The 19,825-nt window shown below is 68.4% G+C and carries 20 protein-coding genes and 3 pseudogenes; 7 read left to right on the top strand and 16 right to left on the bottom strand.

Translation table 11 applies throughout. From position 1 onward, the window contains the following. A partial coding sequence (locus ACZ6R6_RS46120) for a helix-turn-helix domain-containing protein (RefSeq protein WP_470103525.1) occupies positions 1–715 on the bottom strand: 715 nt, incomplete at its 3' end. Between the two features lie 349 nt (positions 716–1,064). On the opposite strand from ACZ6R6_RS46120, the gene ACZ6R6_RS46115 reads away from it, so the two are divergent. Both ACZ6R6_RS46115 and ACZ6R6_RS46110 read left to right on the top strand, forming a co-directional pair. Next, a complete protein-coding gene (locus ACZ6R6_RS46115) occupies positions 1,065–1,697 on the top strand; it encodes a LuxR C-terminal-related transcriptional regulator (RefSeq protein WP_470103528.1) in 633 nt (210 codons plus the stop codon). Positions 1,698–1,775: 78 nt separating this feature from the next. Further along, on the top strand, positions 1,776–2,852 hold the full coding sequence (locus ACZ6R6_RS46110; RefSeq protein WP_470103524.1) for a serine hydrolase domain-containing protein: 1,077 nt from the start codon (positions 1,776–1,778) through the stop codon (positions 2,850–2,852). Positions 2,853–3,448: 596 nt separating this feature from the next. Here the strand turns inward: ACZ6R6_RS46110 and ACZ6R6_RS46105 are convergent. Both ACZ6R6_RS46105 and ACZ6R6_RS46100 read right to left on the bottom strand, forming a co-directional pair. Next, a complete protein-coding gene (locus tag ACZ6R6_RS46105) occupies positions 3,449–3,718 on the bottom strand; it encodes a phosphatase domain-containing protein (RefSeq protein ID WP_470103527.1) in 270 nt (89 codons plus the stop codon). A gap of 273 nt (positions 3,719–3,991) precedes the next feature. Continuing rightward, positions 3,992–4,582 (bottom strand): CGNR zinc finger domain-containing protein, encoded by a 591-nt coding sequence (locus ACZ6R6_RS46100; protein WP_470103523.1) that lies wholly within the window; start codon positions 4,580–4,582, stop codon positions 3,992–3,994. Positions 4,583–4,865: 283 nt separating this feature from the next. Here ACZ6R6_RS46100 and ACZ6R6_RS46095 point away from each other — a divergent pair, with 283 nt between their 5' ends. Genes ACZ6R6_RS46095 through ACZ6R6_RS46085 form a run of 3 tightly spaced genes read left to right on the top strand, consistent with a single transcriptional unit; the run spans position 4,866 to position 6,374 of the window. Then, positions 4,866–5,120: a hypothetical protein gene (locus ACZ6R6_RS46095; protein WP_470103522.1), complete on the top strand. Its 255-nt coding sequence runs from the start codon at positions 4,866–4,868 to the stop codon at positions 5,118–5,120. Then, positions 5,117–6,106, top strand: coding sequence for a hypothetical protein (locus ACZ6R6_RS46090; protein WP_470103521.1), 990 nt, complete (start codon positions 5,117–5,119; stop codon positions 6,104–6,106). Before ACZ6R6_RS46095 ends, ACZ6R6_RS46090 begins: the two co-directional genes overlap by 4 nt. A gap of 55 nt (positions 6,107–6,161) precedes the next feature. Beyond that, positions 6,162–6,374 carry a tetratricopeptide repeat protein gene (locus ACZ6R6_RS46085; protein ID WP_470103519.1) on the top strand — a complete coding sequence of 71 codons (213 nt, stop codon included), beginning with the start codon at positions 6,162–6,164 and terminating at the stop codon, positions 6,372–6,374. Between the two features lie 182 nt (positions 6,375–6,556). Here ACZ6R6_RS46085 and ACZ6R6_RS46080 read toward each other — a convergent pair whose 3' ends face one another. From ACZ6R6_RS46080 to ACZ6R6_RS46065, 4 genes and pseudogenes are all read right to left on the bottom strand, one after another. Further along, positions 6,557–6,718 (bottom strand): hypothetical protein, encoded by a 162-nt coding sequence (locus ACZ6R6_RS46080; RefSeq protein ID WP_470103518.1) that lies wholly within the window; start codon positions 6,716–6,718, stop codon positions 6,557–6,559. 104 nt (positions 6,719–6,822) lie between these two features. After that, entirely contained in the window at positions 6,823–7,407 is a 585-nt protein-coding gene (locus tag ACZ6R6_RS46075) for a hypothetical protein (protein WP_470103517.1), read from the bottom strand. A gap of 792 nt (positions 7,408–8,199) precedes the next feature. After that, on the bottom strand, positions 8,200–8,382 hold the full coding sequence (locus ACZ6R6_RS46070; protein ID WP_470103516.1) for a lamin tail domain-containing protein: 183 nt from the start codon (positions 8,380–8,382) through the stop codon (positions 8,200–8,202). A gap of 22 nt (positions 8,383–8,404) precedes the next feature. Next, a pseudogene (locus tag ACZ6R6_RS46065) lies at positions 8,405–9,341 on the bottom strand (IS481 family transposase). Positions 9,342–10,041: 700 nt separating this feature from the next. Between ACZ6R6_RS46065 and ACZ6R6_RS46060 the strand changes: the two are divergent. Both ACZ6R6_RS46060 and ACZ6R6_RS46055 read left to right on the top strand, forming a co-directional pair. Continuing rightward, complete coding sequence (locus ACZ6R6_RS46060) at positions 10,042–10,458, top strand: pentapeptide repeat-containing protein (protein ID WP_470103514.1); 417 nt, start codon at positions 10,042–10,044, stop codon at positions 10,456–10,458. Between the two features lie 70 nt (positions 10,459–10,528). Further along, a pseudogene (locus ACZ6R6_RS46055) lies at positions 10,529–10,831 on the top strand (hypothetical protein); the annotation flags it as partial. 21 nt (positions 10,832–10,852) lie between these two features. Here the strand turns inward: ACZ6R6_RS46055 and ACZ6R6_RS46050 are convergent. From ACZ6R6_RS46050 to ACZ6R6_RS46010, 9 genes and pseudogenes are all read right to left on the bottom strand, one after another. Then, positions 10,853–11,674 carry a class I SAM-dependent methyltransferase gene (locus ACZ6R6_RS46050; protein WP_470103513.1) on the bottom strand — a complete coding sequence of 274 codons (822 nt, stop codon included), beginning with the start codon at positions 11,672–11,674 and terminating at the stop codon, positions 10,853–10,855. Between the two features lie 4 nt (positions 11,675–11,678). Next, positions 11,679–12,323 carry a TetR/AcrR family transcriptional regulator gene (locus ACZ6R6_RS46045; RefSeq protein ID WP_470103511.1) on the bottom strand — a complete coding sequence of 215 codons (645 nt, stop codon included), beginning with the start codon at positions 12,321–12,323 and terminating at the stop codon, positions 11,679–11,681. A gap of 37 nt (positions 12,324–12,360) precedes the next feature. Then, positions 12,361–12,570 carry a transposase gene (locus ACZ6R6_RS46040; protein ID WP_470103509.1) on the bottom strand — a complete coding sequence of 70 codons (210 nt, stop codon included), beginning with the start codon at positions 12,568–12,570 and terminating at the stop codon, positions 12,361–12,363. Positions 12,571–12,768: 198 nt separating this feature from the next. Further along, positions 12,769–14,356 (bottom strand): annotated as a pseudogene (locus ACZ6R6_RS46035) (IS1182 family transposase). A gap of 92 nt (positions 14,357–14,448) precedes the next feature. Beyond that, positions 14,449–14,787: a hypothetical protein gene (locus ACZ6R6_RS46030; RefSeq protein ID WP_470103508.1), complete on the bottom strand. Its 339-nt coding sequence runs from the start codon at positions 14,785–14,787 to the stop codon at positions 14,449–14,451. A gap of 264 nt (positions 14,788–15,051) precedes the next feature. Beyond that, positions 15,052–16,800: a bifunctional metallophosphatase/5'-nucleotidase gene (locus ACZ6R6_RS46025; RefSeq protein WP_470103506.1), complete on the bottom strand. Its 1,749-nt coding sequence runs from the start codon at positions 16,798–16,800 to the stop codon at positions 15,052–15,054. 44 nt (positions 16,801–16,844) lie between these two features. Next, entirely contained in the window at positions 16,845–17,654 is an 810-nt protein-coding gene (locus ACZ6R6_RS46020; protein ID WP_470103505.1) for a carbohydrate ABC transporter permease, read from the bottom strand. After that, complete coding sequence (locus ACZ6R6_RS46015) at positions 17,647–18,576, bottom strand: carbohydrate ABC transporter permease (protein WP_470103504.1); 930 nt, start codon at positions 18,574–18,576, stop codon at positions 17,647–17,649. Before ACZ6R6_RS46015 ends, ACZ6R6_RS46020 begins: the two co-directional genes overlap by 8 nt. Positions 18,577–18,579: 3 nt before the next feature. Further along, the gene (locus tag ACZ6R6_RS46010) at positions 18,580–19,824 is read right to left on the bottom strand and encodes an ABC transporter substrate-binding protein (RefSeq protein ID WP_470103503.1); all 1,245 of its coding nucleotides are present in this window, start codon (positions 19,822–19,824) and stop codon (positions 18,580–18,582) included. Position 19,825 lies beyond the last annotated feature (1 nt).

Raw genomic sequence — 19,825 nt, 5'->3', positions numbered from 1 at the left:
GCCGGTCGATCCCCCACAACGTGTCGTCGCCGACGCAGTAGCAGCCGTGGAAGTAGGTAACTCCGTGGGTGCGGCGGTAGGTGGCCGGCAACCGGCCCGGCCGCCCCCGGCGGGCCCAGCCCGCCCCTGCGGTGGGGCGAATGCCCAGCGGCCCGAACTCGTCGAAGGCAAAGACCCGGTCGGGAAAATGCTCCAGGACGTGCTCGATGCGCTCCAGCTTGGTGTCGTAGTCCGGATCGCTGGACTCCTTCCAGGTCGTGGTGCGCTGGAAGGTGATGCCGTGGCGTGCCAGCAGGCAGCGCAGCGCCTCCCGGCCGATGCCGATCATCCGGCCGGGTGCTTTGCGCAGGTAGGTCAGGAGTTCACGGATCGACCAGTGGGTGAAGGGCTGACCGAGTTTGGTAGGGCGGGTGGTGGCCGTCGCTACGACGAAGTCCTCGTCGTCAGTGCTGAGCAGGCGGGGACGGCCTCCCGCCCATCGAGGGTCCAGGCAGGCCAGGCCGATCTCGTTGAATCGGTGGATCACATCGCGGACGGTGTCTTCGTCGGCGGCCACCAGGCGGGCGATGACCGGAACGGTGTTGCCGCCGGCCGAGGCCAAAAGCATCATGGCCCGCCGGTAGCGCACCGAGTTGGTACTGCCCCGGCGCACGATCTGCTGGAGTTTCTGCCCCTCCCGGTCGGTCAGCCTGCGTACCCTGACGGGTTCTGCCACTACGCCTCCCCGCGCCGAGCTGGATCTGTCGATTCACATCCAACCCGTCTGGGCTTCACCAGCGCGGGCAGCAACCCGGTGAACGTTCCCGGTCACCGCACTAGGAACCTAGGCGGTGGTCCCGTGCCGTCTTTCGTCGCCGGAGCTCGGCCCGTGGCCGCCGCGACGCAACCCCGGCCCAGGGTCCGTCGTTCGCCGGTGGCCGCCGGGGCTGGACGCGCACGGGCTGGCCGAAGCGCTGGCCGGGGTGGCCGAGCGGTCCTCGGTCGCGGTCAAGGTGACCTGCGAGCTGCCGGAGCGGCCTGCGGCGGCGGTGGAGGCCGCCGCCTACTTCGTGGCCAGCGAGGCGGTGACCAACGCGGCCAAGCACTCCAGGGCCACCCTGGTGCGGCTGCTGAAGGAGGAAGGTCACGACGTGCCGGCCGCGGTGGGCGACGCCGGCGCGCTGCTGCAGGCGGTGGCCGTCGAGCGGCCCGACGCGGTGGTGGTGGACGTACGGATGCCGCCCACCCATACCGACGAGGGCCTGCGCGGCGCCCTGGAGATCCGGCGGCGCTGGCCGGAGGTCAAGGTGTTGGTGCTGTCGCAGTCCGTGGAGAAGAAGTACGCCACCGAGCTGATGAGCGGCAGCATCGACGGCGTCGGCTACCTGCTCAAGGACCGCGTGGCCCAGGTCGGCGACTTCCTGGCCGCGCTGGACCGGGTGGGTGCGGGCGGGACGGCGTTCGACCCGGAGGTGGTGCGCCAGTTGCTCGCGCGCACCAGCCACACCGACCCGCTTGCCCAGCTCACCGCCCGCGAGCGCCAGGTGCTGGAGCTGATGGCGCAGGGACTGACCAACGCCTCCGTCGCCCAATCCCTGCACGTGTCGCAGAGCGCGGTGGAGAAGCACGTCAACGCCCTGTTCGACAAGCTCGCGCTGTCGCACACCACCGGGTACAGCCGCCGCGTCCTGGCGGTGCTGCGCTACCTCGGCTCCTGAGCTGCTGCGGTTTTCCGCAGGTGGAGTGGGCGGCGCACCGCATTCCGCGGCGAAGTCGATCTCCATAGCGTTGAGCCCATGATGCAGACGATGATGAACGTGCTGGTAGCGACGGCTGTCGCGGCGGGCGGCCACAGTGTGGACGTACGCTCCGACCTGGAGAAGATCGTGGCGGGCAACGGTGCCACGGCCGCCCTGGCGCGGGTCTCCGACGGAGACCGCACCTGGGCGAGCGCCGCGGGCGTACGCGACATCAAACGCGGGGGACGGCCATCGCCCCACGGCTACTTCCGGATCGGCAGCGTCACTAAGACCTTCATCGCGACCGTGGTGCTCCAGCTCGTGGACGAGGGCGAGCTGCGGCTCGACGACCCCATCGACCAGCACCTGCCCGGCCTGGTGCCGGGCGGCGAGCGGATCACGGTCCGTCAGCTCCTCAACCACACCAGCCACCTGTACGACTACATGAGCGAGCCCGGATACTCGACCAACCGCTGGCGCGGCGACGCCCGGTTCCGCTCCTACCAGCCGCGCGAGCTGCTCAAGGTGGCCTTCGCCAAGAAGCTCCCCGACGACGGCAAGTGGCACTACTCCAACACCAACTACGTGGTGCTCGGGCTGCTGGTGGAGAAGCTGACTGGCAACCCCTACGGCGAGGAGGTCACGCGCCGCATCCTGCGCCCACTGGGGCTGCGCCACACGGTGGTGCCGGGCAACCGGGCAGGGCTGCCGTCGCCGCACGCCAAGGGGTACGAGCCGATGCCCGAACTGATGGACGCGACGCGGATGAACCCCTCGCTGGACTGGGCCGCGGGAGAGGTGATCTCGACCACGGCCGACCTGGAGCGGTTCATGTCGGCGCTGCTCGACGGCAAGCTGATCAGCAAGACGTCATTGCAGGCGATGCGCACGACGGTCGAGACGGGAGCCGGGTTCGGCTACGGGCTCGGACTGCAGGCCTACCCGCTGCCGTGCGGCACGGTGTGGGGACACAGCGGCGAGCTGATCGGCTACCTGACGTTCGCGTTCCGCTCGGACTCCGGCAAGTCGATGACCCTGTCGATCAACCCCTCGACCCGCAACCCGTCCACCGAGGAGGTCATGGGCATCGCCGTCAAGGTGTTCTGCGGGACGGCGGACCAGCGACGCGGTTGATGGTACGACCGTCCGCAGGCAGGAGGCGACCTGCGCCAGGGCATACGCTGCCTCCCAGATCGCCTGGCGGATCGACTTGGCGGCGGTCAACTCGTGAGCCGTCACGGGGACCGGCATGACCGCGGCCGGGAGGCCGCTGGGCCAGCCAAAAGGGCCCGCAGCCGCTGCAAGAGGCGCCGCTGCCCGAGCCTGGTGTCCTGTCTCGAACGAGATGGCGCGTGGACTTGTAGCTGACCTGGGATACGCAACTCGGTGAGACAAGGGACGTCTCACCGAGTTGGCGTGCGAAGAAGGCGGCTGCTTCTTGAGCCGCATGGACCCGCGCCTTGGTGTTGGTCGCTGCGGGGTCGAAGAAGTCCTCATGGCGGACAAGAGGACCGGCCGAACAGCCCGTCGCTATGGGGATCCCTCCAGGTACGAAGCGCCGCCAGAACCCTGGAGGGCGGCGTATGAGGCGTCCGCCTTTGGCCGGTGGCGTACCGTGGTGAGGTCAACGGCTGGTCAGTCCGGACAGATCTCGCGGGGAGGCTGTAGGCGCTCGAGTCAGGGGCTGACAACGATACGGCTCAGCGTGATGTCTCACGATCAGCGGCCTACTAGTCGCGTGGATCTGAGCAGAGGGACGGTGGGAAGCGCAGCACCCAGCGCCGCTGCCATGGGGTTTCGACGGCCCGATGATGATGGTGCTCGCGCATCCAGGCGACGGCGTCAGCCGGGTCGAGACCGGCCAGGATTGCCAGGCAGGCGACGACCGTGCCGGTGCGGCCGACGCCACCCCCGCAGGCGACCTCCACCGCGGCGCCCGCCCGCGCTCGCTCGTACAGCGCACCGATCTGCTGTACGGCTACATCGCGGTCGCGGGGCAGCAGAAAGTCGGGCCACTGGATCCACGCGTGCGGCCACTGCAGCTCACCCTCGTGGCGGCGGCGAAGCCGGTCGGAGCCCAGGTAGAGGCCGAAATCGGGACATGGGCCCCTCCGGCAGCGGATGGCGAAGACCGCGGCCGCGGATCCAGGTGCCGTCGGGGAGCCGGAAGGCGCCTGCGAGCGGCGGCCCGCCCACCGGACGGGCTGTCGTACTGTCCACGGAGTCGTTCATGGGGTTCTCCTTGTGTCGTTCAGCAAGCGGAGCTGTCTTTTTCAGCGAGCGGTGCTGTCAAGCCGCCGCCGTCCGCGGTGATTGGCGACATTGATCCGGTTGCCGCACACGTCGGGCCTGCAGTACATGCGGCGCCCCCCGCGGCTGATGTCGACGAACACCCCTCGGCAGCCCGGGGCGGCGCAGGCGCGGAACCGGTGGTGCCCGAGCGCCCGGACGGCGCCGAGCAACCCGATGCCGATGAGCGTGGCCAACTCCTCGGCCAGCGGTGCGCCCGGCCTGGTCGGGACGTACCACTGCCACCGCCCGCTCGGATCGCGCTCCAGCACCGGCCTGAGCCCTGCCCGCCCGGCCAGCACGGCGCCACCCGCGACGGCCTGGTTCTCCGTCTCGGTCTCCACGACGCCGCGCACCTCCCGGCGCAGCAGGTGAACCTTGCGGACGTCGTCGTCGCTCGGCAAACGCCCATCTGCCACGGCGTCGAGCCGCAGCCCGTGCCCTGCAAGGAACTCCATCAACGCGTCCGGGGTCGGCAGAGCCTCGCCCGCCTCGCCCTGCACGGTGGGCGAGGTGTTGGCCAGATCGCCGGCCAGAGTCGCTCCGACCGCGTAGTCGGTGATGGAGATCCGCACGCTTCACCTCATCTCGGTAACCGAATAAACGGAACTATACCCCTTACATTAATTGCGTAACCGAAGGCGGCCGAGACGACGCGAGTCCGGCCGAGGGCCGGTAAGAGCAAGCCATGCACGGCGGCGCAGCGTGCAGTGAAGAGCAGGTCAAGGGACGCTTTTGCCGGCGAAGCACCGCGTCGACCACGAGTTCGCGCAGCATGGCCTCGACCAGCCGGCATGTCATGCTCCCGAGGCTACGGAGGGTCGGGGGGTCAGGAAGGAGGCAGGTGGCCGTACCAGGGTGCGGAAAACCGCAGGTTCAGACGGACGGGCGCCTCATTCCGCCGGGAGAGCGGCTCGACCACCGCCGGCCCCTTCCATCCGCGGCCACTACGGCACCGACAGCCTGACCACGGCCCGCGCCGAAGGCCGACTCATCGACAACCTGATCCACACCAGCGATCACGCCGACGTCGTGGAGCGCGACTTCGGCATCTGGTACGGCCCCGACCAGCGGCACCTGCTCACCACCCCCGTAGACAGGAGCACCGCATGAGCGTCACCCCCCACGCCCGGCGCCCACTGCCGATCTTGAGCGTCGAGCAGATCGCCGGCCTCAAACCGCAGCTCGCCGACGTCATCGAGTACCGCAAATCCGGGCTGTCGCTCAACCACATCGTCGGCTGCCCGCTGGAGTGCGGCTACTGCGTCCGCCACCTGTTCGACAACTTCGCGATGAAGACCTCGCGGGCGCTGATGAGCGACGAGGCCGCCGTCGACCTGCTCACCGGCCACCGCTACTTCCAGCCGCACCTCACGCCGATCCAGGTGTTCAACCGGGCCACCGACCCCATGTTGCCCGTGGTCAAACCGCACACCCTCAACGTGCTGCGGCTGCTGGATGAGCGCGGCCTGACCAACCACGTCCTGGTCATCACCCGCTGGCGCGTCGACGCTGCTGACTGCGCGACCCTCAACAGCTTCCGCAACATCAAACTCACCGTGCTGGTCACGCACTCGGGCATCGAACCGGTGGACTCGGCCACCGCCGCGGCCAGCCTGCGCACCCTGTATGCCTGCGCCGACCGGTACCGCACCGTGCTGTACTGGCGGCCCATCGTGCCGGGCCTCAACGACTCCGACGACCACATCCAGCGGGCGGTGGAGCTGTCGCGGCACGCGCACGCCACGGTGTTCACCGGCCTGTTCCCGGCAGGAGATCGCCGCCTACTACCGCGACCACGGCCTGCCGGAGCCGTACGAGGGCACCACCCGCCGCAAGATCATGCCGGAGGAGTCCGAACAGCGCATCCTCAAGGCGTTCCACCGGCCGGCCGACCACGATGCGCCGTGAGGTCCGCTGTTCCGCAAGACGAGCTGCGGCGTCGCCTACGCCCACGGCGAGGCCGACTACAACGGCCACTACGGCATCCGCGAGCTGTGCGACATCTGCCCCATCAACCAGCTCAACCTGTGCCGCGCCGCCTGGAAGCAGCCCGATCTGGCGACCGTCACCGCCCATGCACGGGAGGAGGCAGGTGACCGGGACGGCGCCGAGCGCCTCGCCCGCCAGGCCGCCGACGCCGGTGACTTCGGCGTGCTGCGAGTGTTGGCCCATGCGCGGGAGGAGGCAGGTGACGGGGAGGGTGCCGAGCGCCTGTACCAGCAAGCCCTCGATGCCGGCGACCCCTTCGCGCTGGGGATGTTGGCCCGGCTGCGGGAGAAGGCAGGGGACTGGGAGGGCGCCGGGCGCCTCGCCCGTTTCGGCTTGACCCCCGAAGGGGAGATCGAAGGGCCCTGGAGCCCATAGCCCAGGTGTGGTCGTCCGGAAACGGTACAGCCGCACGGCCTCCTCCCGGTCGTGCTCCTCGACGGGGTACGGGGTGCCCCACCGGCTGGTGCGGTCGACGACGACCGCGCCCGCTTGCGCCCGCCCCGGACACGACGGTGCCGTAGACGACGGGAGGCGGCTCTCGTGACCGGTTGCGGCCGTCAGCCGTCCTCACCCCGCAGCCGCTTCAGGGCCTCGCCGAAGGGTAGTTCGGCGACCAGCTCCTTAAGGAACGACGCATGCGCGTCACGCAGGTAGACGACGAAGGACTCGGCGATCAGTGGGCGGCCAGCAGCGGGACGCCCACATACCCGTCGGCCCAATCGGGCTGCTGGCGCCTGAGCGCATCCCGGCCCACCCGCATAGCCAGGGCCGCCTCACCGAGCCAGCAGTCCTTGGCGCGAAGACGACAGCCGCTTCAAAGCCCTTACATGTTGTTGTGCGCTACTCGTCTGACCAGCTCACGGGCCGGAGGGCAATCGAATCCCCGCGCCGCGCAGTAGTCCTCAAAACCCCTGGGCAGCCACTCGTCGTTGTGTAACTGTGGGTGGCGCGGGAAGTAGAGGGCGGCCCACGCGGCGAAGATCAGCGGCGTCCACCCCGATTCGATCTTCCACTGAATGACGGGTTTCTCGTCGCTACCGGGCGTCTCCACTTCGATCTCCTGCAGCGAGGTGAGCGCAATGGTGTGGGCAACCCCGTATGGCAGAAAGATCCTGGGCACCGGGGCAAGGCTCTTGTTGCTGGGGACGATGGTGATCGACCGGTTGGTGATGGTGAGCGGCCCCGATCCCACCCCCCGCCAGCGGGGCCTGACACGGCCGAAGATCTGATCGTAGCGTTCAACGATGCTTACGGCGGCCCAGCCGTCCGGCTGGAGAATCACCTCATTTCGTTCCAGGCTTAACGTGGTGGTCCACTGCGGCAACTCTCGGCCCTGCTGCATGAAGTCGGCCAGCCGATGGCAGGTGAGCAGCAGAAACTTGTCCTGTTGGGTTAGCTGGCCGCTCACTGGTGGGCCTCCACCCATTCCGCGATGTCCAAAGGTGGTTGTGCCTTTCTCGCCCGCTCAACGCTTTTCGATCACGTGTCGAAACCTCTGACGTTGAAGATGGCGGAGTGGTTCGCCTCATATGGATCAGCTCGGGGTGACAGCCATATGAATGTCCATCAGCGGATCCATCAGGCCTGTCGTTGAGGAGCGTGTCACCAGGTACACGCGAGCCTCGTACAACCAGGTCGGAGACGTTCGCCGACTGGGTTGGTCGGCACGACCTGACGGGCGGCCAGGCGCGTGTAAAAGGGCCGACAGCGACGACAGCCGCCGGGCGCGGGTGCCCGCGTCGTGGCCGCAGCCACCCGCTACGAGCGGGCCCGAGCCAGCCGGGCCGCGTTCCGGGCCAGCCGGGCCGCCCTGCAGAGCCAGCGGCAGGGCCGGAGCGATCGCGGCACCGCTGTCCTGACGGGGTGCGGGCCCTGCCGCAATGCCCCGGCAGCAGCGGCGGGCTCGGGCAGCGGGATCGACCACGGTGCCAGAGTGGGTGGCCTGATCGGCATCGGGCTCGACATTCTCTAGAGGATCAGCGCGGGGGCGTCGGTCGGCCGAGAGCCATTCATCGCGCTGGCCAGTGCAGACGGACATGACGACGCCCCACCCAAAGGCTTCCGTTCTAGTGGTCGTCTCTGCAGGTCAGAACTACTCGCAGTTGATCCAGTCGACCCTGGTCGAGTTGTAGGAACAGGAGTCGACGAGCCGCGCGGAGGCGTTGCGGATGGAGGCGCTGTCCTTGTCGTTGTTCCAAACCTATGCTCTGCGCCCCCAGAACACGGAGCTGGTGCCATCGCTGCCCTGACCACTGCGGATGGTGAGCTTCTTGCCAGCGCCGAGCAGGACGTCGTCGCCGAAGGTGTAGGTGTAGCCGGTCTTGTCTCTCAGCGTCCAGCCGGCCAGGTCGATCGCCCGGCGGGTGGTGTTCTTGATCGTCACGTACTCGCCATTCAGCGAGGCGTTAGATGTATTGACCCGCAGCGTTGTTGACACGACTGATCGGGGGCTGTCCTCCGAGTGCGGTGTGGCAGCGATGGTAGTTGTAGGCGTGCAGGAAGTCGCGTAGCGCCTGGGTGCGCTCGTCGTTGCCGGCATAGGGGCGCACGTAGGCCCACTCGTCGAGCAGAGCGCGTTGAAGCGTTCGACTTTGCCGTTGGTCTGCGGTCGGTAGGCGCGGGTGCGTTTGCCGCTCGCGCCGAGGTCGGCCAGGGCTTGGTGCCAGACGGTGGCTTTGCGGTAGCTCCAGGCGTTGTCGGTCAGCACGCGTTCGATGCCGGGAATGCCGATGGTGGCGAAGAAGGCCGCGGCGCGGCGCAGGTAGCGGCTTTCTCATCGGGGTGGACCTCGCTGTAGGCGATGCGGGTGTGGTCGTCGACGGCGGAGTGGATGTAGTCGAAGCCGGTGATGCGGCGGCGGTCGGGGCAGGCGGCGCGGCCATGAATCCGCCAGCCGCCGCCATCGGGGATGCGGCCGAGCTTTTGACGTCGATGTGGACCAGCTCGCCGGGGCGGGCATGCTCGTAGCGGCGGATGAGCTGTCCGGTGGGCCGGTCGAGGAAGGACAGCCGGTGCAGGTGGTGGCGGGTCAGGATGCGGTGCACGGTGGAGGGGGCCAGGCCCAGGATCGGGCCGATGCGGGCCGGGCCGAGTTTGCGGCCGGTGCGTAGCCGGCACACGCGGGCCTCGATGTGAGCTGCGGTGCGGGGTGGCGTGCGGTCTGCTGGGTCGATCCAGCAGACCCGCCTCTCCTTCGGCACGCCAGCGGCGGACCCACTTGTGTGCGGTGGCGCGGGAGATGCCCATCTCGGCGGCGACATGCGCGACCGGCCGACCGGCCAAGACGCGTTCGACGAGGAGCCGTCTGCCATGAACGGTCAGGCGGGCATTACGGTGGGGCACGAAGATCTCCGTGTGTGGTGTGGAGCCTAGACACCTCCACCACATCGGAGGTCTTCGCTATTGATCAAGCCCTGCTGTCAACAACGTTCATGGTCAATACAGTTAGAGCGCAGGTCCGAGCCGGGCGAGTCGTAGTAGACCTTTATGACCTGAACCGCGGGAAGCGCGGCGGCCTGGGCGGGCACAGCAGGGGCAAGCACGGCCAGCGCAACAGCAGCGGCTACGGCCAGGGGAAGAACGCGCACCGGTAGGGCCTCCAGCGTGTGAGAGATGAGACGCCTGTGAGACGGCTGGCCTCGACCGCTGATTGGCTGGTGAACGGCGTTCTGTTGGGGCTCCAGGGCCCAGCCGATGCGGTACTCCACCCGGCGATTGCGGCGATTACATGAGCGCCGCGCCGTCTGAAGCCGCTCACACGATGGGGGAGGGACGGCGTTGGTCAGCCGAAGCACGGTGGTCCAGGACATCGGTCGACGCTGTCCGTGGTCGCCCTGGATGCCTTCCCATAGGCCGCTAGGCCGCGAGCCCAGACGGCGAGGTTCGCTCGGGAGCGGATCCGGGCGATGCTGAGCAGCGTCCAGCTCGCCAGGTAGACAGGGATCACAGGGGCGGGCAGGCGGCGGTAGGCGAGCCAGACACGGTTGCGGGCGACCATGCGGTAGAAGGTCGCGTGCCGGGCGGGGTCGGTGGCTTGTGGTAGATGACGACGTCGGGCGCGTACCAGCCGGTGCGCCCGAGGTCCCACAACCTTCAGCTCAAATCGATGCTCTCCTGGAAAAGGAAGAACTCGCCCGGCCAGCCGCCGGCAATCATGGCAGAGCAGGTACTGCAGGCACCCGACGTGCCTGTTACGGATGTTCAGGCCGCCGTCACCGTGATCGGCCGCCGCATCGTCAGCCATGACCGATTCCATATGAGGTTCGACCTCGCCGGCGCGGATCTCTCCCGCGCTAACCTCATCGGCGCGGACCTCTCTGGCGCAAAGCTCATCAACGCGAACTTCACCGGCGCAGATCTCTCCCGCACCAATCTCTCCGGCGCAAAGCTCACCGGTACGAACTTCACCGGCGCGGACCTCTCCCGCGCCAACCTCTCCCTAGGGCCTGTACGGAGTTGAGATCAGCAGGACTCGCCTGCGCTTTGGTCCTCGATCCTGGTAGGCCGTCGCCATGGCACGTGGAGACCTCGCCGATGAGGAGTGGTTCTTCCGCGCCAACCGCGCCTGCCTGCGCCGACGCCGCATCGAAGCTGTCATCCCGGAAAAGGCCGACCAAGCGGCCAACCGCAAGAAACGCGGCTCCCGTGGCGGCCGCCCGGTCAGCCATGATCCAGATCTCTACAAGCAGCGCAACACGGCCGAGCGCTGCATCAATCGGATCAAGGAATGGCGCGGGCCGGCCTTCCGCTTCGACAAGACGTCCGAAAGCTACCTCGCCGGCCTCCACCTACGCGGAGCCATCCTGTGGATCCGGAGCCTTCAGTCCATCTAAAGATCCGAGTCCGTACAGGCCCTAAAAACGGTAGTGCTGGATGGCCGTGCCCTTGCGCGAGATGGAGGTGCTCCAGGCGGTCAGGAAGCCGGCCAGGCGGGTGGTCCACGGATAGTCGGCAACCTCGGGCTCGCGGCCCAGGAAGATCTCGCGTACCAACTTCATGCGGGGCTCCATGCGCTCGATGTCCTGCGGGGTGTCGAAGCCGGGAGACCTCAGGTAGGGGGCGACGGACTGGGTGCCGGCGTACTTTCTGGCCGCCCACACGTGGAACCGCGTGTAGCCGTTGAAGCAGATTTCCCCCATGGGGAAGTGGCGGATGAGGCGGTCGAGGAGGGTGGCCAGCTCCTCCTTGGACAGGAACCCGATCAGGCCGTCGGCGACGATCACGGCGGGGCGGTCGGCGGGGATCTCGTCGATCCAGTTGGGGTCGTTGAGGTCCGAGCCGATGGTGTGGGCGTGGGGGCGTTCGGGGAGCAGCAGCTGCCTGGCCTTGGCCACGCCGGGCAGGTCGACGTCGTACCACTCGACGGTGGCGGGCGGGTCGACGCGGTAGACGCGGGTGTCGAGGCCGGCGCCCAGGTCGAGCCCGATCGCGTCAGGATTTTTGACGATGAACTGCCGCACGATGTTGTCCATGACCAGCGAGCGGTGCGCGATGCCCACGATGGGGCTGGCGGAGAGCTTGAACTGCCCGGCGTCGTAGTCGATCTTCCTGACGACGTCGTAGGTCGTTTTGTCGCGCAGGATCGGGTGCTTGGCCTGGTAGTCGAGCGCCTTGCCCGCCAGGGTGAGCCAGAGCGTGCTCTCCAGTGGCGTGAGGTCGGGGAGGGTGATGGCCATCGTGTCAGTCCTTTTCCTGTGGTGATTCGTCCAGCGCGGCCCTGGCCGCCTTCAGCGCGGCATCGTCGGTGAACAGCCCGTGGGTGTAGAGCTCCAGCGTGGGCAGCGCGAGGCGGCGCAGCGCGTCGGGGCCGAACCGCTCGTAACCCAGCGCCCGCGCCAGGGCCGGCGGCATGGCCAGCGTGGCCACGCTGTTGAGCACGCTCAGCACCGCCAGCGCCCGCACGTCCGAGGACGGCCGCATCGAGCCGTCGGCGATCCCGGCCCGCAGGATCTCCTCGGACTCGTCCACCAGCGTGTTGACGAACGTGGCCGCGGTGGGGGTGTCCTCCTCGATCGCGCGCAGCATGTACTGCACCTGGAGGCGGTATTCCTCCGGGTTGGACAGATATTCGCGGAAGAGGTCCTGCATGCCGCTCGGGCGGGCGCTGTCGGCCCGCTGGACCAAGATGCGCAGGACGTGGTCGTCGCAGACGCTCCGGAGTTGGTCCTTGCTGCCGAAGTGGTGGATGACCAGGCCGGCGCTCACTCCCGCGGTCGCCGCGATGGCACGCAGGTTGGTCTTCTGGAAGCCGTCCCGGGCGAAGTGCGCGATGGCCGCGTTGCGGATCTTGGCCTGGGCGGTCAGGTCCGACGATGCTGAACACATGTTTAAGATATTAAACATGTGTTCAATGTCTGGCAAGTCACAGGGGAGAGCCCCACACCGGAGGGGGCGCGGGGCTCCGGAGCCTTGGGCAGCGGCGGGTAACACGGCACCACGGTCCGCACTCGGCGGGCAGATCTCGCCATGGACTGCCGGTATGGAATCGCCACATCACCGCGTTGAACTGCTGCCGCAGACCCGGGATCGGGCCTCGCTCACCCAGAGCAGGTGAGGGTCGATCAAGGACCATTCCTCATCGGTGAGCTCGCCACGCGCCATAGTTGTGGCCTACCAGGATCGAGGACCAAAGCGCAGGCGAATCCTGCTGATCTCAACTCCGTACACGCCCTAGGAGTCTGCTGAAAATCTTGCCGTGATGTGTTCGGGCCGTGGGCTGAAAGGTCAGTCGCCCCGGCCTGAGGACAAGGCAGGCACCGGCGCGCGGCCGCTATGCCGGAGCGGCAGTCAGGACCCAGGCGTCATCGCTGCGGGTGAGCCCGCGGTTGACCAGGGTGCGCAGGTTGAGCGCGGCAGCGCGTAGGTGCAGCCAGGCGTCGTTGTTGATGGTGCCGATGTAGCGCAGCCGGCGGTTTCCTCCGGCCACGACCCAGGCCACCGCGCGCTCGACCGGTGGCCGCCAGCGCCGGTAGCCGTCCTGCCAGACCGGATCGGTGGCGGCTTGGCGGCGGGCGACCGCCTGCAGGTCATGGTCGGGGCGGATCTGCACTACCCGGCCGCCCCGGGTGGTGGTGCACCGCTGCCGCAGCGGGCAGGCGGCGCAGGTTGCGGCGTCGAAGACGGCTCGCCTGGTGCCGGTGGTGGCGGTGGCGCCGGTGAAGGACGCCGTCTGCCCGGCCGGGCAGACGGCGGTGCCGGCGGCGGTGTCGATGGCGAAGTCGTCCAGGGTGAACCCGCCCGGCACGGCCGGGCGCAGTGGCGGCGGTTTGATCAGCAGCCGGTGCCCGGCGGCGGTCAGCGCCCGCCGGCACGACCCGGACGAGTAGGCGGCATCGGCCACGACCTCCAGTCGCTGGTCTTCGCCGGCCAGTAGGTCGGGGGCCAGGGCGGCCTCGTGATGGGTCGGACCGGCGCCGGGCCGCACGGCGACCGCGGTCAGCAGGCCGGTCTCCGGCTCGACGGCCAGGTGCGCCTTGAACCCGTCCGCGGTGCGGGTCACCGTTTTGTGGATGTGGCGGGCCTCGGGATCGACGGTGGAGACCATGCGCTCGGGCGCGGTGCGCCGGGCGATGCGCCAGCGCCCGTCCCGGCCGTCGGAGCCCTCGGCCGGCTCGACATCCTGGCCCGAAACCAGCGCCAGGATGCCGACCGCGGTCGCGGCCGGCTCGTCCAGCACCTGATCGCAGATCGCGGCCAGCAGGCGGATCGCGTCGGTGACCAGGGCATCGACCAAGACGTCCCGGGCCTGGGCGTCGTTCCAGGCGATACGGGGTTTACCGGGATCGGTGTAGTCGCAGGCGGTGCAGCAGGACGCCGCGGCGTGCGCGGCGCCGGGCACCTCGCGGATCACCCGGCGGATCGCGGCGATGATCTGGGTGACGGTGTCCTGGGTGGTCACCGCATCGTCCAGCACGGCTGAGTCCAGCGCCCGCCGGTGTCGGCCGCGCAGCACCCCGGTTTCGGCGACGACCGCGCCGCACGGCCTCGAAGATCCGCTCTGGTCTCCTGGAGCGGGCCAGGCGGCGCCGGAAGTAGGTCAGCAGCGACGAGTCGAAGGCGGTGTCGTGCAGGCCCAGCCCGCAGGCGGCCTTCCAGCGCAGGTCGCAGCGTAGTTCCTGGACGGCCTCGGCGTCGGAGACGCCACACAAGGTCTGCAGCACCAGCGCCGTGGCCAGGATCTGCGGCGGCATGCTGGGCCGCCCGTTGGGCGAGGGGTACATGTCGGTGAACATCGCGGCCGGAAACAGCGCGGCGCGGTGCTCAGCCAAGAACGCGAACACGCTGCCGGGCGGGATCAGGTCCCGGCAGGTGGCCCATACGTCCGGTCCGACCGGTCCGCCAGCCCACTGACCTTGCATAACACCAGTCTGACCCCACCGCTGTTCACGGCGAGGTCAGGCCTCTACATCTTCAGCAGACTCCTAGGGCTCGCACTCGATCGGGGATGACCTCAGGTCAAGCGTCCGGAGTACTGAGGGAGACTCAGGTTGAGTCGGGTCAGCTCGCCGTACAGGTCGACGGCCTGCTGGGAGGCTTTCAGGGCGTTCTGGTGCTGGCTGACGTTGCGCAGGCGGTTCGCATGGGTGAGATGGAGCGCGGCTCGTCGCGCCGGGTCTTGAGTGGTGGCCAGGCGGTGGGCGGTCAGCCGGATGGGCAGGGCGGCGATCCCAGGTCGAGGTCGATATGCCGACCGGACGGCAGGCAGGCTTCGATGGCCTCCAGAAAGGGCCGGTTCGATGTCGGTCAGGTTGGCCAGGGCGGCGAGGGCGGCGCTACCGGCGTTCAGCATGAGCTGGCGGTGGGCACCTCAGACAACAGACGCTGGGTGACGGCGTACACCATCGACAAGATCACGAAACATGATCCCAGGTGACCCGGACCAGCCATTCGGCGCCCCAGAGCCCTTCCTCCCACCGGACGAAGGGCTCTGTGCTTGAAGTACTCGAGTTTTTGAGCCCCACACCCGCTCCCGAGGCCAACCGAATGGCTCCCGCTGACCGTCCGGGCGGGCCCGCGCGGGTGCGGGGGACGCGGGTCCCCCGCACCCGGAGTCCTATATCAGCGGCACCGCCCGGTCCAGGGCGGGCGGGGCCACCGGCCCCTGCCGCAGGTAGGCCCGCATGGCCTCGTAGTCGCGGTTGCCGCGCACGGCGTCGGTGTACCCGGCGAAGGCGGCGTAGCCGTCGGCGCCGAGAAGCGTGTAGGCCAGCGCGGCGAGCCGGTAGGTCCTGCCGGTGTCGAGCGGCTGCCCGTTCACGATCACGTCGGCGGGGTTGATCCTGTCACCGACGGGCCTGGTCGCGTCGAAGGAGAAGCGGACGTTCTTGGACACGGCCAGCGGCGCGAACTTCACGGTGCCGTTGGCCTGCGCCTGCCACTGCTGCTCCAGGGCCTGCTCGATCTGCGAGCCCTTGACGGTGACGGTGAGCACCGGGTTGGCGTAGCCCCAGGCCGCCCACGACTCGCCCATGAGCACCTGACCGTCGCTGTCGGCGGGGTTGGCGCCCTTGGCGAACCTCAGGTCGCCGCGCAGGGAGTTGGAGCCCTTGGTCGGGGCGACGGCCACCATAGCCAGGTCGGCCTTGCCGCCCTCGGTCCGCTGCGAGTCGAAGTAGGCCACGTCGGCCACGGTGTTGCCGAGCGTGCTCTGCCCCGTCGCGTCGCGGGTCCTGGTGAGGTCGCCGGTGATGGTCCCGTACGGCTTGGCGTAGGTCTCCTTCTGCTTGGCGTTCCAGTGGTCGACCAGCTTCACCATGGCGGGGTCGGGGGTGACATCGCGGGTCACTGGGTGGTTGACCGCGGTGGTCTCGGACCTGATGACGTCGCGGGTACGGTGGTCGAGCTTCAGGTTGATCTCGTTGATGAGGCGGCCGTGGTTGGCTGCCTCGACGACCGGGCGGGGATTACCCGCCGGGTCGGGTAGCGAGCAGGTGAAGTACCAGTGCCAGTGGCCCGTGACGATGACGTCGATGTCGGGCGAGGCGTTGGCGGCGAAGTCCCAGATCGGCCCGTTCTTCTGATCGGCGCAGCCGTTGTAGTCGTCTCCGGCCTTGCCGCCCTCGTGCACGTTGGCGACGATGGCCTTGACGCCGCGCCGCTTGAGGATGGCGGCGTACTTGTTGGCCGTCTCCACCAGCGGCAGGTTGTCCAGTGACGGCTGGTAGGAGGTGGAGCCGTCCACCGTGGTGGGCGTGGTCAGGTTGATGAACCCGACGGGGATGCCCTGGAAGCGCTTGATCACGTACGGCGGGAGCACCGGACGGGTGTCGCCCTTCCGCGTGATGTTGGCCGTCGAGATGGCGAAGTCGGCGCCGTGGAACTGCCGCCCGTCGGAGTCGGTGAAGCAGCTGTCGACCCCGATCTCGCCGAAGCACTCGCCCTCGCCCATGTGGTCGCGCAGGAACTCCAGGGACCGGTCCAGCTCGTGGTTCCCGACCGCGGTGAACTCCACCTTGATCTTGTTCAGGAACTCGATCGTGGGCTCGTCGGCGTGGTAGGACACCTCGGTCGGCCAGCCGCTGAAATCGTCACCGGCCGAGAACGTGACCGTGTTCTCATGGCCTTGCCGGAGCTTGTCCAGATGCGTCGCCACGTACGGCGCGCCGCCCACCACCAGGGTGTTCCCCTGCGGATCCTTGATCGTCCCGTCGGTGGCGTTGTTCTGCGGGGTGATGTAGCCGTGGAAGTCGGTGAGGGACAGTAGTTGCACGTCCACGGGCTTCGGGTCGGCCAGTGCCGGTGAGGCGGAGGAGGCCAGAGTGACGCCTAAGGCGACGACGATCCACTTACGACGGGAATGCACACATACTCCTCGATAGGGATACAACGGGAGAAAAAACTGGTGGTTCAGCCCTTCGAGCCGGTGAACGCGATCCCAGCGATCAGCTGCCGCTGCATGACCACGAAAAGAACGATCACGGGCAGCGAGGCGACGACGGACCCGGCGAAGAGGATCGGGTAATTGGTCAGGTACTGGCCGCGCAGCGAGGCCAGCCCGGCGGAGAGCGTCATCATCTCCGGGTCGGTGTTGACCACCAGCGGCCAGAGCAGGCTGCTCCAGGACCACATGACGGTCAGCAGCCCGAGCGCCAGCAGCCCGGGCCGCACCAGCGGCAGCATGATCCACCAGTAGATCTGCAGCGGGTTGGCGCCGTCCAGGCGCGCCGCCTCGTCCAGTTCCCTGGGCAGCGTCTTGAAGAACTGCCGCAGCAGGAACGTGCCGAAGGCCCCGAAGACCCCGGGGGCGATGAGCGCCTGGAGGGTGTTGAGCCAGCCGAGCCCCTGCATGATCTCGTACCGGGGCAGCAGGAACAGCTCCCCCGGCACCATCAGCACGGCCAGGAACAGCAGGAAGATCGGCCCGCGCCCGGGGAACTCCAGCCGCGCGAAGGCAAAGGCTGCGAGCGAGCAGAGCAGCAGCTGCCCGGCCGTCACCGCCGCCGTGACGATCACGGTGTTGAGGAACTGCCGCCCGAGCGGCACGGTCCTGAACACGTCGGCGAAGTTGTGCCACTGCCAGGAGGGGACCGGCGTGGGCGGCACCCGCATCGACTCGGTGACGGTCTGCAGCGAGACCACGAGTTGCCAGACGAACGGCGTGATCATGATCAGCCCGCCGGCGAGCAGGACCGCGTGCACGATCCAGCGCCTACTCATAGTGGACCCACCGCCTCTGCAGCCTGAACTGAAGGGCGGTCAGCGCGAGGATCAGGGCCAGCAGCACGACCGCGATCGCGGCTGCGTAGCCGCGGCTGTTCTGCACGAAGCCCTGCTCGTAGAAGAGGTAGACGATCGTGCGGCTCCCCGCCAGCGCCGGGCTCTTGGTGTCGATCATGAGGTAGACCAGGTCAAACACCTGCAGAGCGTTGATCAGCGTGATCACCATGACGAAGAACGTGGTGGGCGTAAGCAGCGGCAGCGTGATGCGGAAGAACTGCCGCATCCTGCCTGCGCCGTCGATCGCGGCGGCCTCGTAATAGTGCTTCGGGATCCCCTGGAGCCCGGCCAGGAACAGCACGGCGTTGTACCCGAGCGAGCTCCAGATCCCGACCACCGCGATGGCGTAGATCGCGAACTCGGGGTCGGAGACCCAGTAGGGCCCGTCGATCCCGATCTCGCCGAGCAGGTAGTTCATCAGGCCGAAGTCGCCGTTGTACAGGTAGCGCCAGGTCAGGCCGACGGCCGCAGGCATGGTGACCACGGGCAGGAAGTACAGCGTGCGGTAGAAGCCGAGCCCGCGCAGCCCCGGCACGTTGAGCAACGCCGCGATCACGATCGCCAGCGGCACCCCGATGAGCACGAGCACGGAGTAGAGCAGCGTGTTGCGCAGCGCGCCGAGCATCTCCTCGTCGCCGAAGAGGGCGGCGAAGTTGTCGACGCCCACCCACGTCTGCCCGCCGAACACGCCGGACTCGGTGAAGCTCAGGTAGAGCGTCTGGACGATCGGCCACAGGTAGAACACGGCCAGCCCGAGGGCCATGGGCGCGATCAGCCCATAGCCCCAGAGCCAGTCGCGGCCCGGCCGCCGCCCCGGCCGGGCCGCCGCCTTGGCGGCGGCCCGTTCCTCGATCAGCAGCATCCGCTACTCCTTGGCCAGGATCTCGTTCATCTGCGCGGCGATCTCCCTGGCGGCGTCCGCGGTCGGCCGCTTGCCTGCCCATGCCTCGGCGAGGAGCTTGTTCTGCACGTCCTGCCACTTGGCGGTGTTCAGGGAGACGGGGTACGGCACGCCGTGCGGGATCGAGGCGTCGAACGCCTCCTTCAGGTGGTAGTTCGGGAAGGCGTTGAACCAGCCGTCCTGGGTGCCCGCCCGCGAGGAGACCGAGGCGCCGCCGGTGTCGCTGAGGATCTTCTCGGCCTCCTCGGAGGAGAGGAACGTGGCGAACTGCGCGCTCTCGACCGGGTGCTCGCTCTTGGCCGAGACGGCGTTGGCCAGGCCGAGCAGGATGACGGCCTCCTGCGCCGGCCCCTTGGGCAGGGGCGCCACGTCGACCTTGTCGCCGCGCTCGGTGTTGGCCTTGAACGCGGTGGCGAGCCAGGAGCCGCCGTAGTACATGGCGTACTTGCCGGTCATGAACAGCTGTACGGGATCGGTGTCGGTGGTCGCCTGGGCGGGCGGGGCGACCTTGTCCTTGTTGATCATGTCGGTCCAGAACTCCAGGCCCTGGATGGAGCCGGGCTCGTCGAAGCCCGACTTCTTGCCGTCGGCGGAGATGACGTGGCCGCCGGCCTGGATCATCGTGGGGTAGAAGCCGCCCTGGTCCCACATGGGGGCCAGCAGGCCGTACTGCTTCTTGGCCGGGTCGGTCAGCTTCTTGGCGGCGGCCCTGAGGTCGTCCCAGGTCCAGTCGGCGGTCGGGTACTTGACGCCGGCCTTGTCGAAGAGCTCCTTGTCGTACCAGAGCACGGGGAGGCCGACGTCGCGCGGCATGCCGTACAGCTTGCCGTCGTAGCGGTAGCCGTCCACGATCGCCTGCGGGAAGGCGCTGACGTCGGCGTTCTGGATGGGGGCGAGCACGCCGCCCTTGGCGTACAGGCGGACGTTGAGGCTGTTCATCCAGAAGACGTCGGGGGCCGCGCCGCCGGCGGCGGCGGTCTGGAGCTTGGTCCAGTACTGGTCCCAGGGGGTGATCTCCAGCTTGACCGTGACGTTGGGGTGCTGCTTCTGGAAGGCGTCGATGATTTTCTGGGTGCTGGCTTGGTCGTTCTTCTCCCAAATCGCGTAGCTGATCATGATTTTTCCGGACTTGGTGGTGGTGTCGGTGCCGGAGCCACAACCGGCCAGGGTCACGGCCAGGGCGGCGACCAATGCCATACGCAGACGCACG

Source organism: Streptosporangium sp. NPDC048886, from assembly GCF_055586905.1.
This window is presented reverse-complemented; position numbering and strand designations above follow the sequence as displayed.

Excerpts from the sequence above, each read along its gene's own strand:
- ACZ6R6_RS46110 (WP_470103524.1), top strand. The coding sequence starts at position 1,776 with ATGATGCAGACGATGATGAACGTGCTGGTAGCGACGGCTGTCGCGGCG.
- ACZ6R6_RS46090 (WP_470103521.1), top strand. The coding sequence starts at position 5,117 with ATGAGCGTCACCCCCCACGCCCGGCGCCCACTGCCGATCTTGAGCGTC.
- ACZ6R6_RS46060 (WP_470103514.1), top strand. The coding sequence starts at position 10,042 with ATGACGACGTCGGGCGCGTACCAGCCGGTGCGCCCGAGGTCCCACAAC.
- ACZ6R6_RS46050 (WP_470103513.1), bottom strand. The coding sequence starts at position 11,674 with ATGGCCATCACCCTCCCCGACCTCACGCCACTGGAGAGCACGCTCTGG.
- ACZ6R6_RS46045 (WP_470103511.1), bottom strand. The coding sequence starts at position 12,323 with ATGTGTTCAGCATCGTCGGACCTGACCGCCCAGGCCAAGATCCGCAAC.
- ACZ6R6_RS46040 (WP_470103509.1), bottom strand. The coding sequence starts at position 12,570 with ATGGTCCTTGATCGACCCTCACCTGCTCTGGGTGAGCGAGGCCCGATC.
- ACZ6R6_RS46030 (WP_470103508.1), bottom strand. The coding sequence starts at position 14,787 with ATGCTGAACGCCGGTAGCGCCGCCCTCGCCGCCCTGGCCAACCTGACC.
- ACZ6R6_RS46020 (WP_470103505.1), bottom strand. The coding sequence starts at position 17,654 with ATGAGTAGGCGCTGGATCGTGCACGCGGTCCTGCTCGCCGGCGGGCTG.
- ACZ6R6_RS46015 (WP_470103504.1), bottom strand. The coding sequence starts at position 18,576 with ATGCTGCTGATCGAGGAACGGGCCGCCGCCAAGGCGGCGGCCCGGCCG.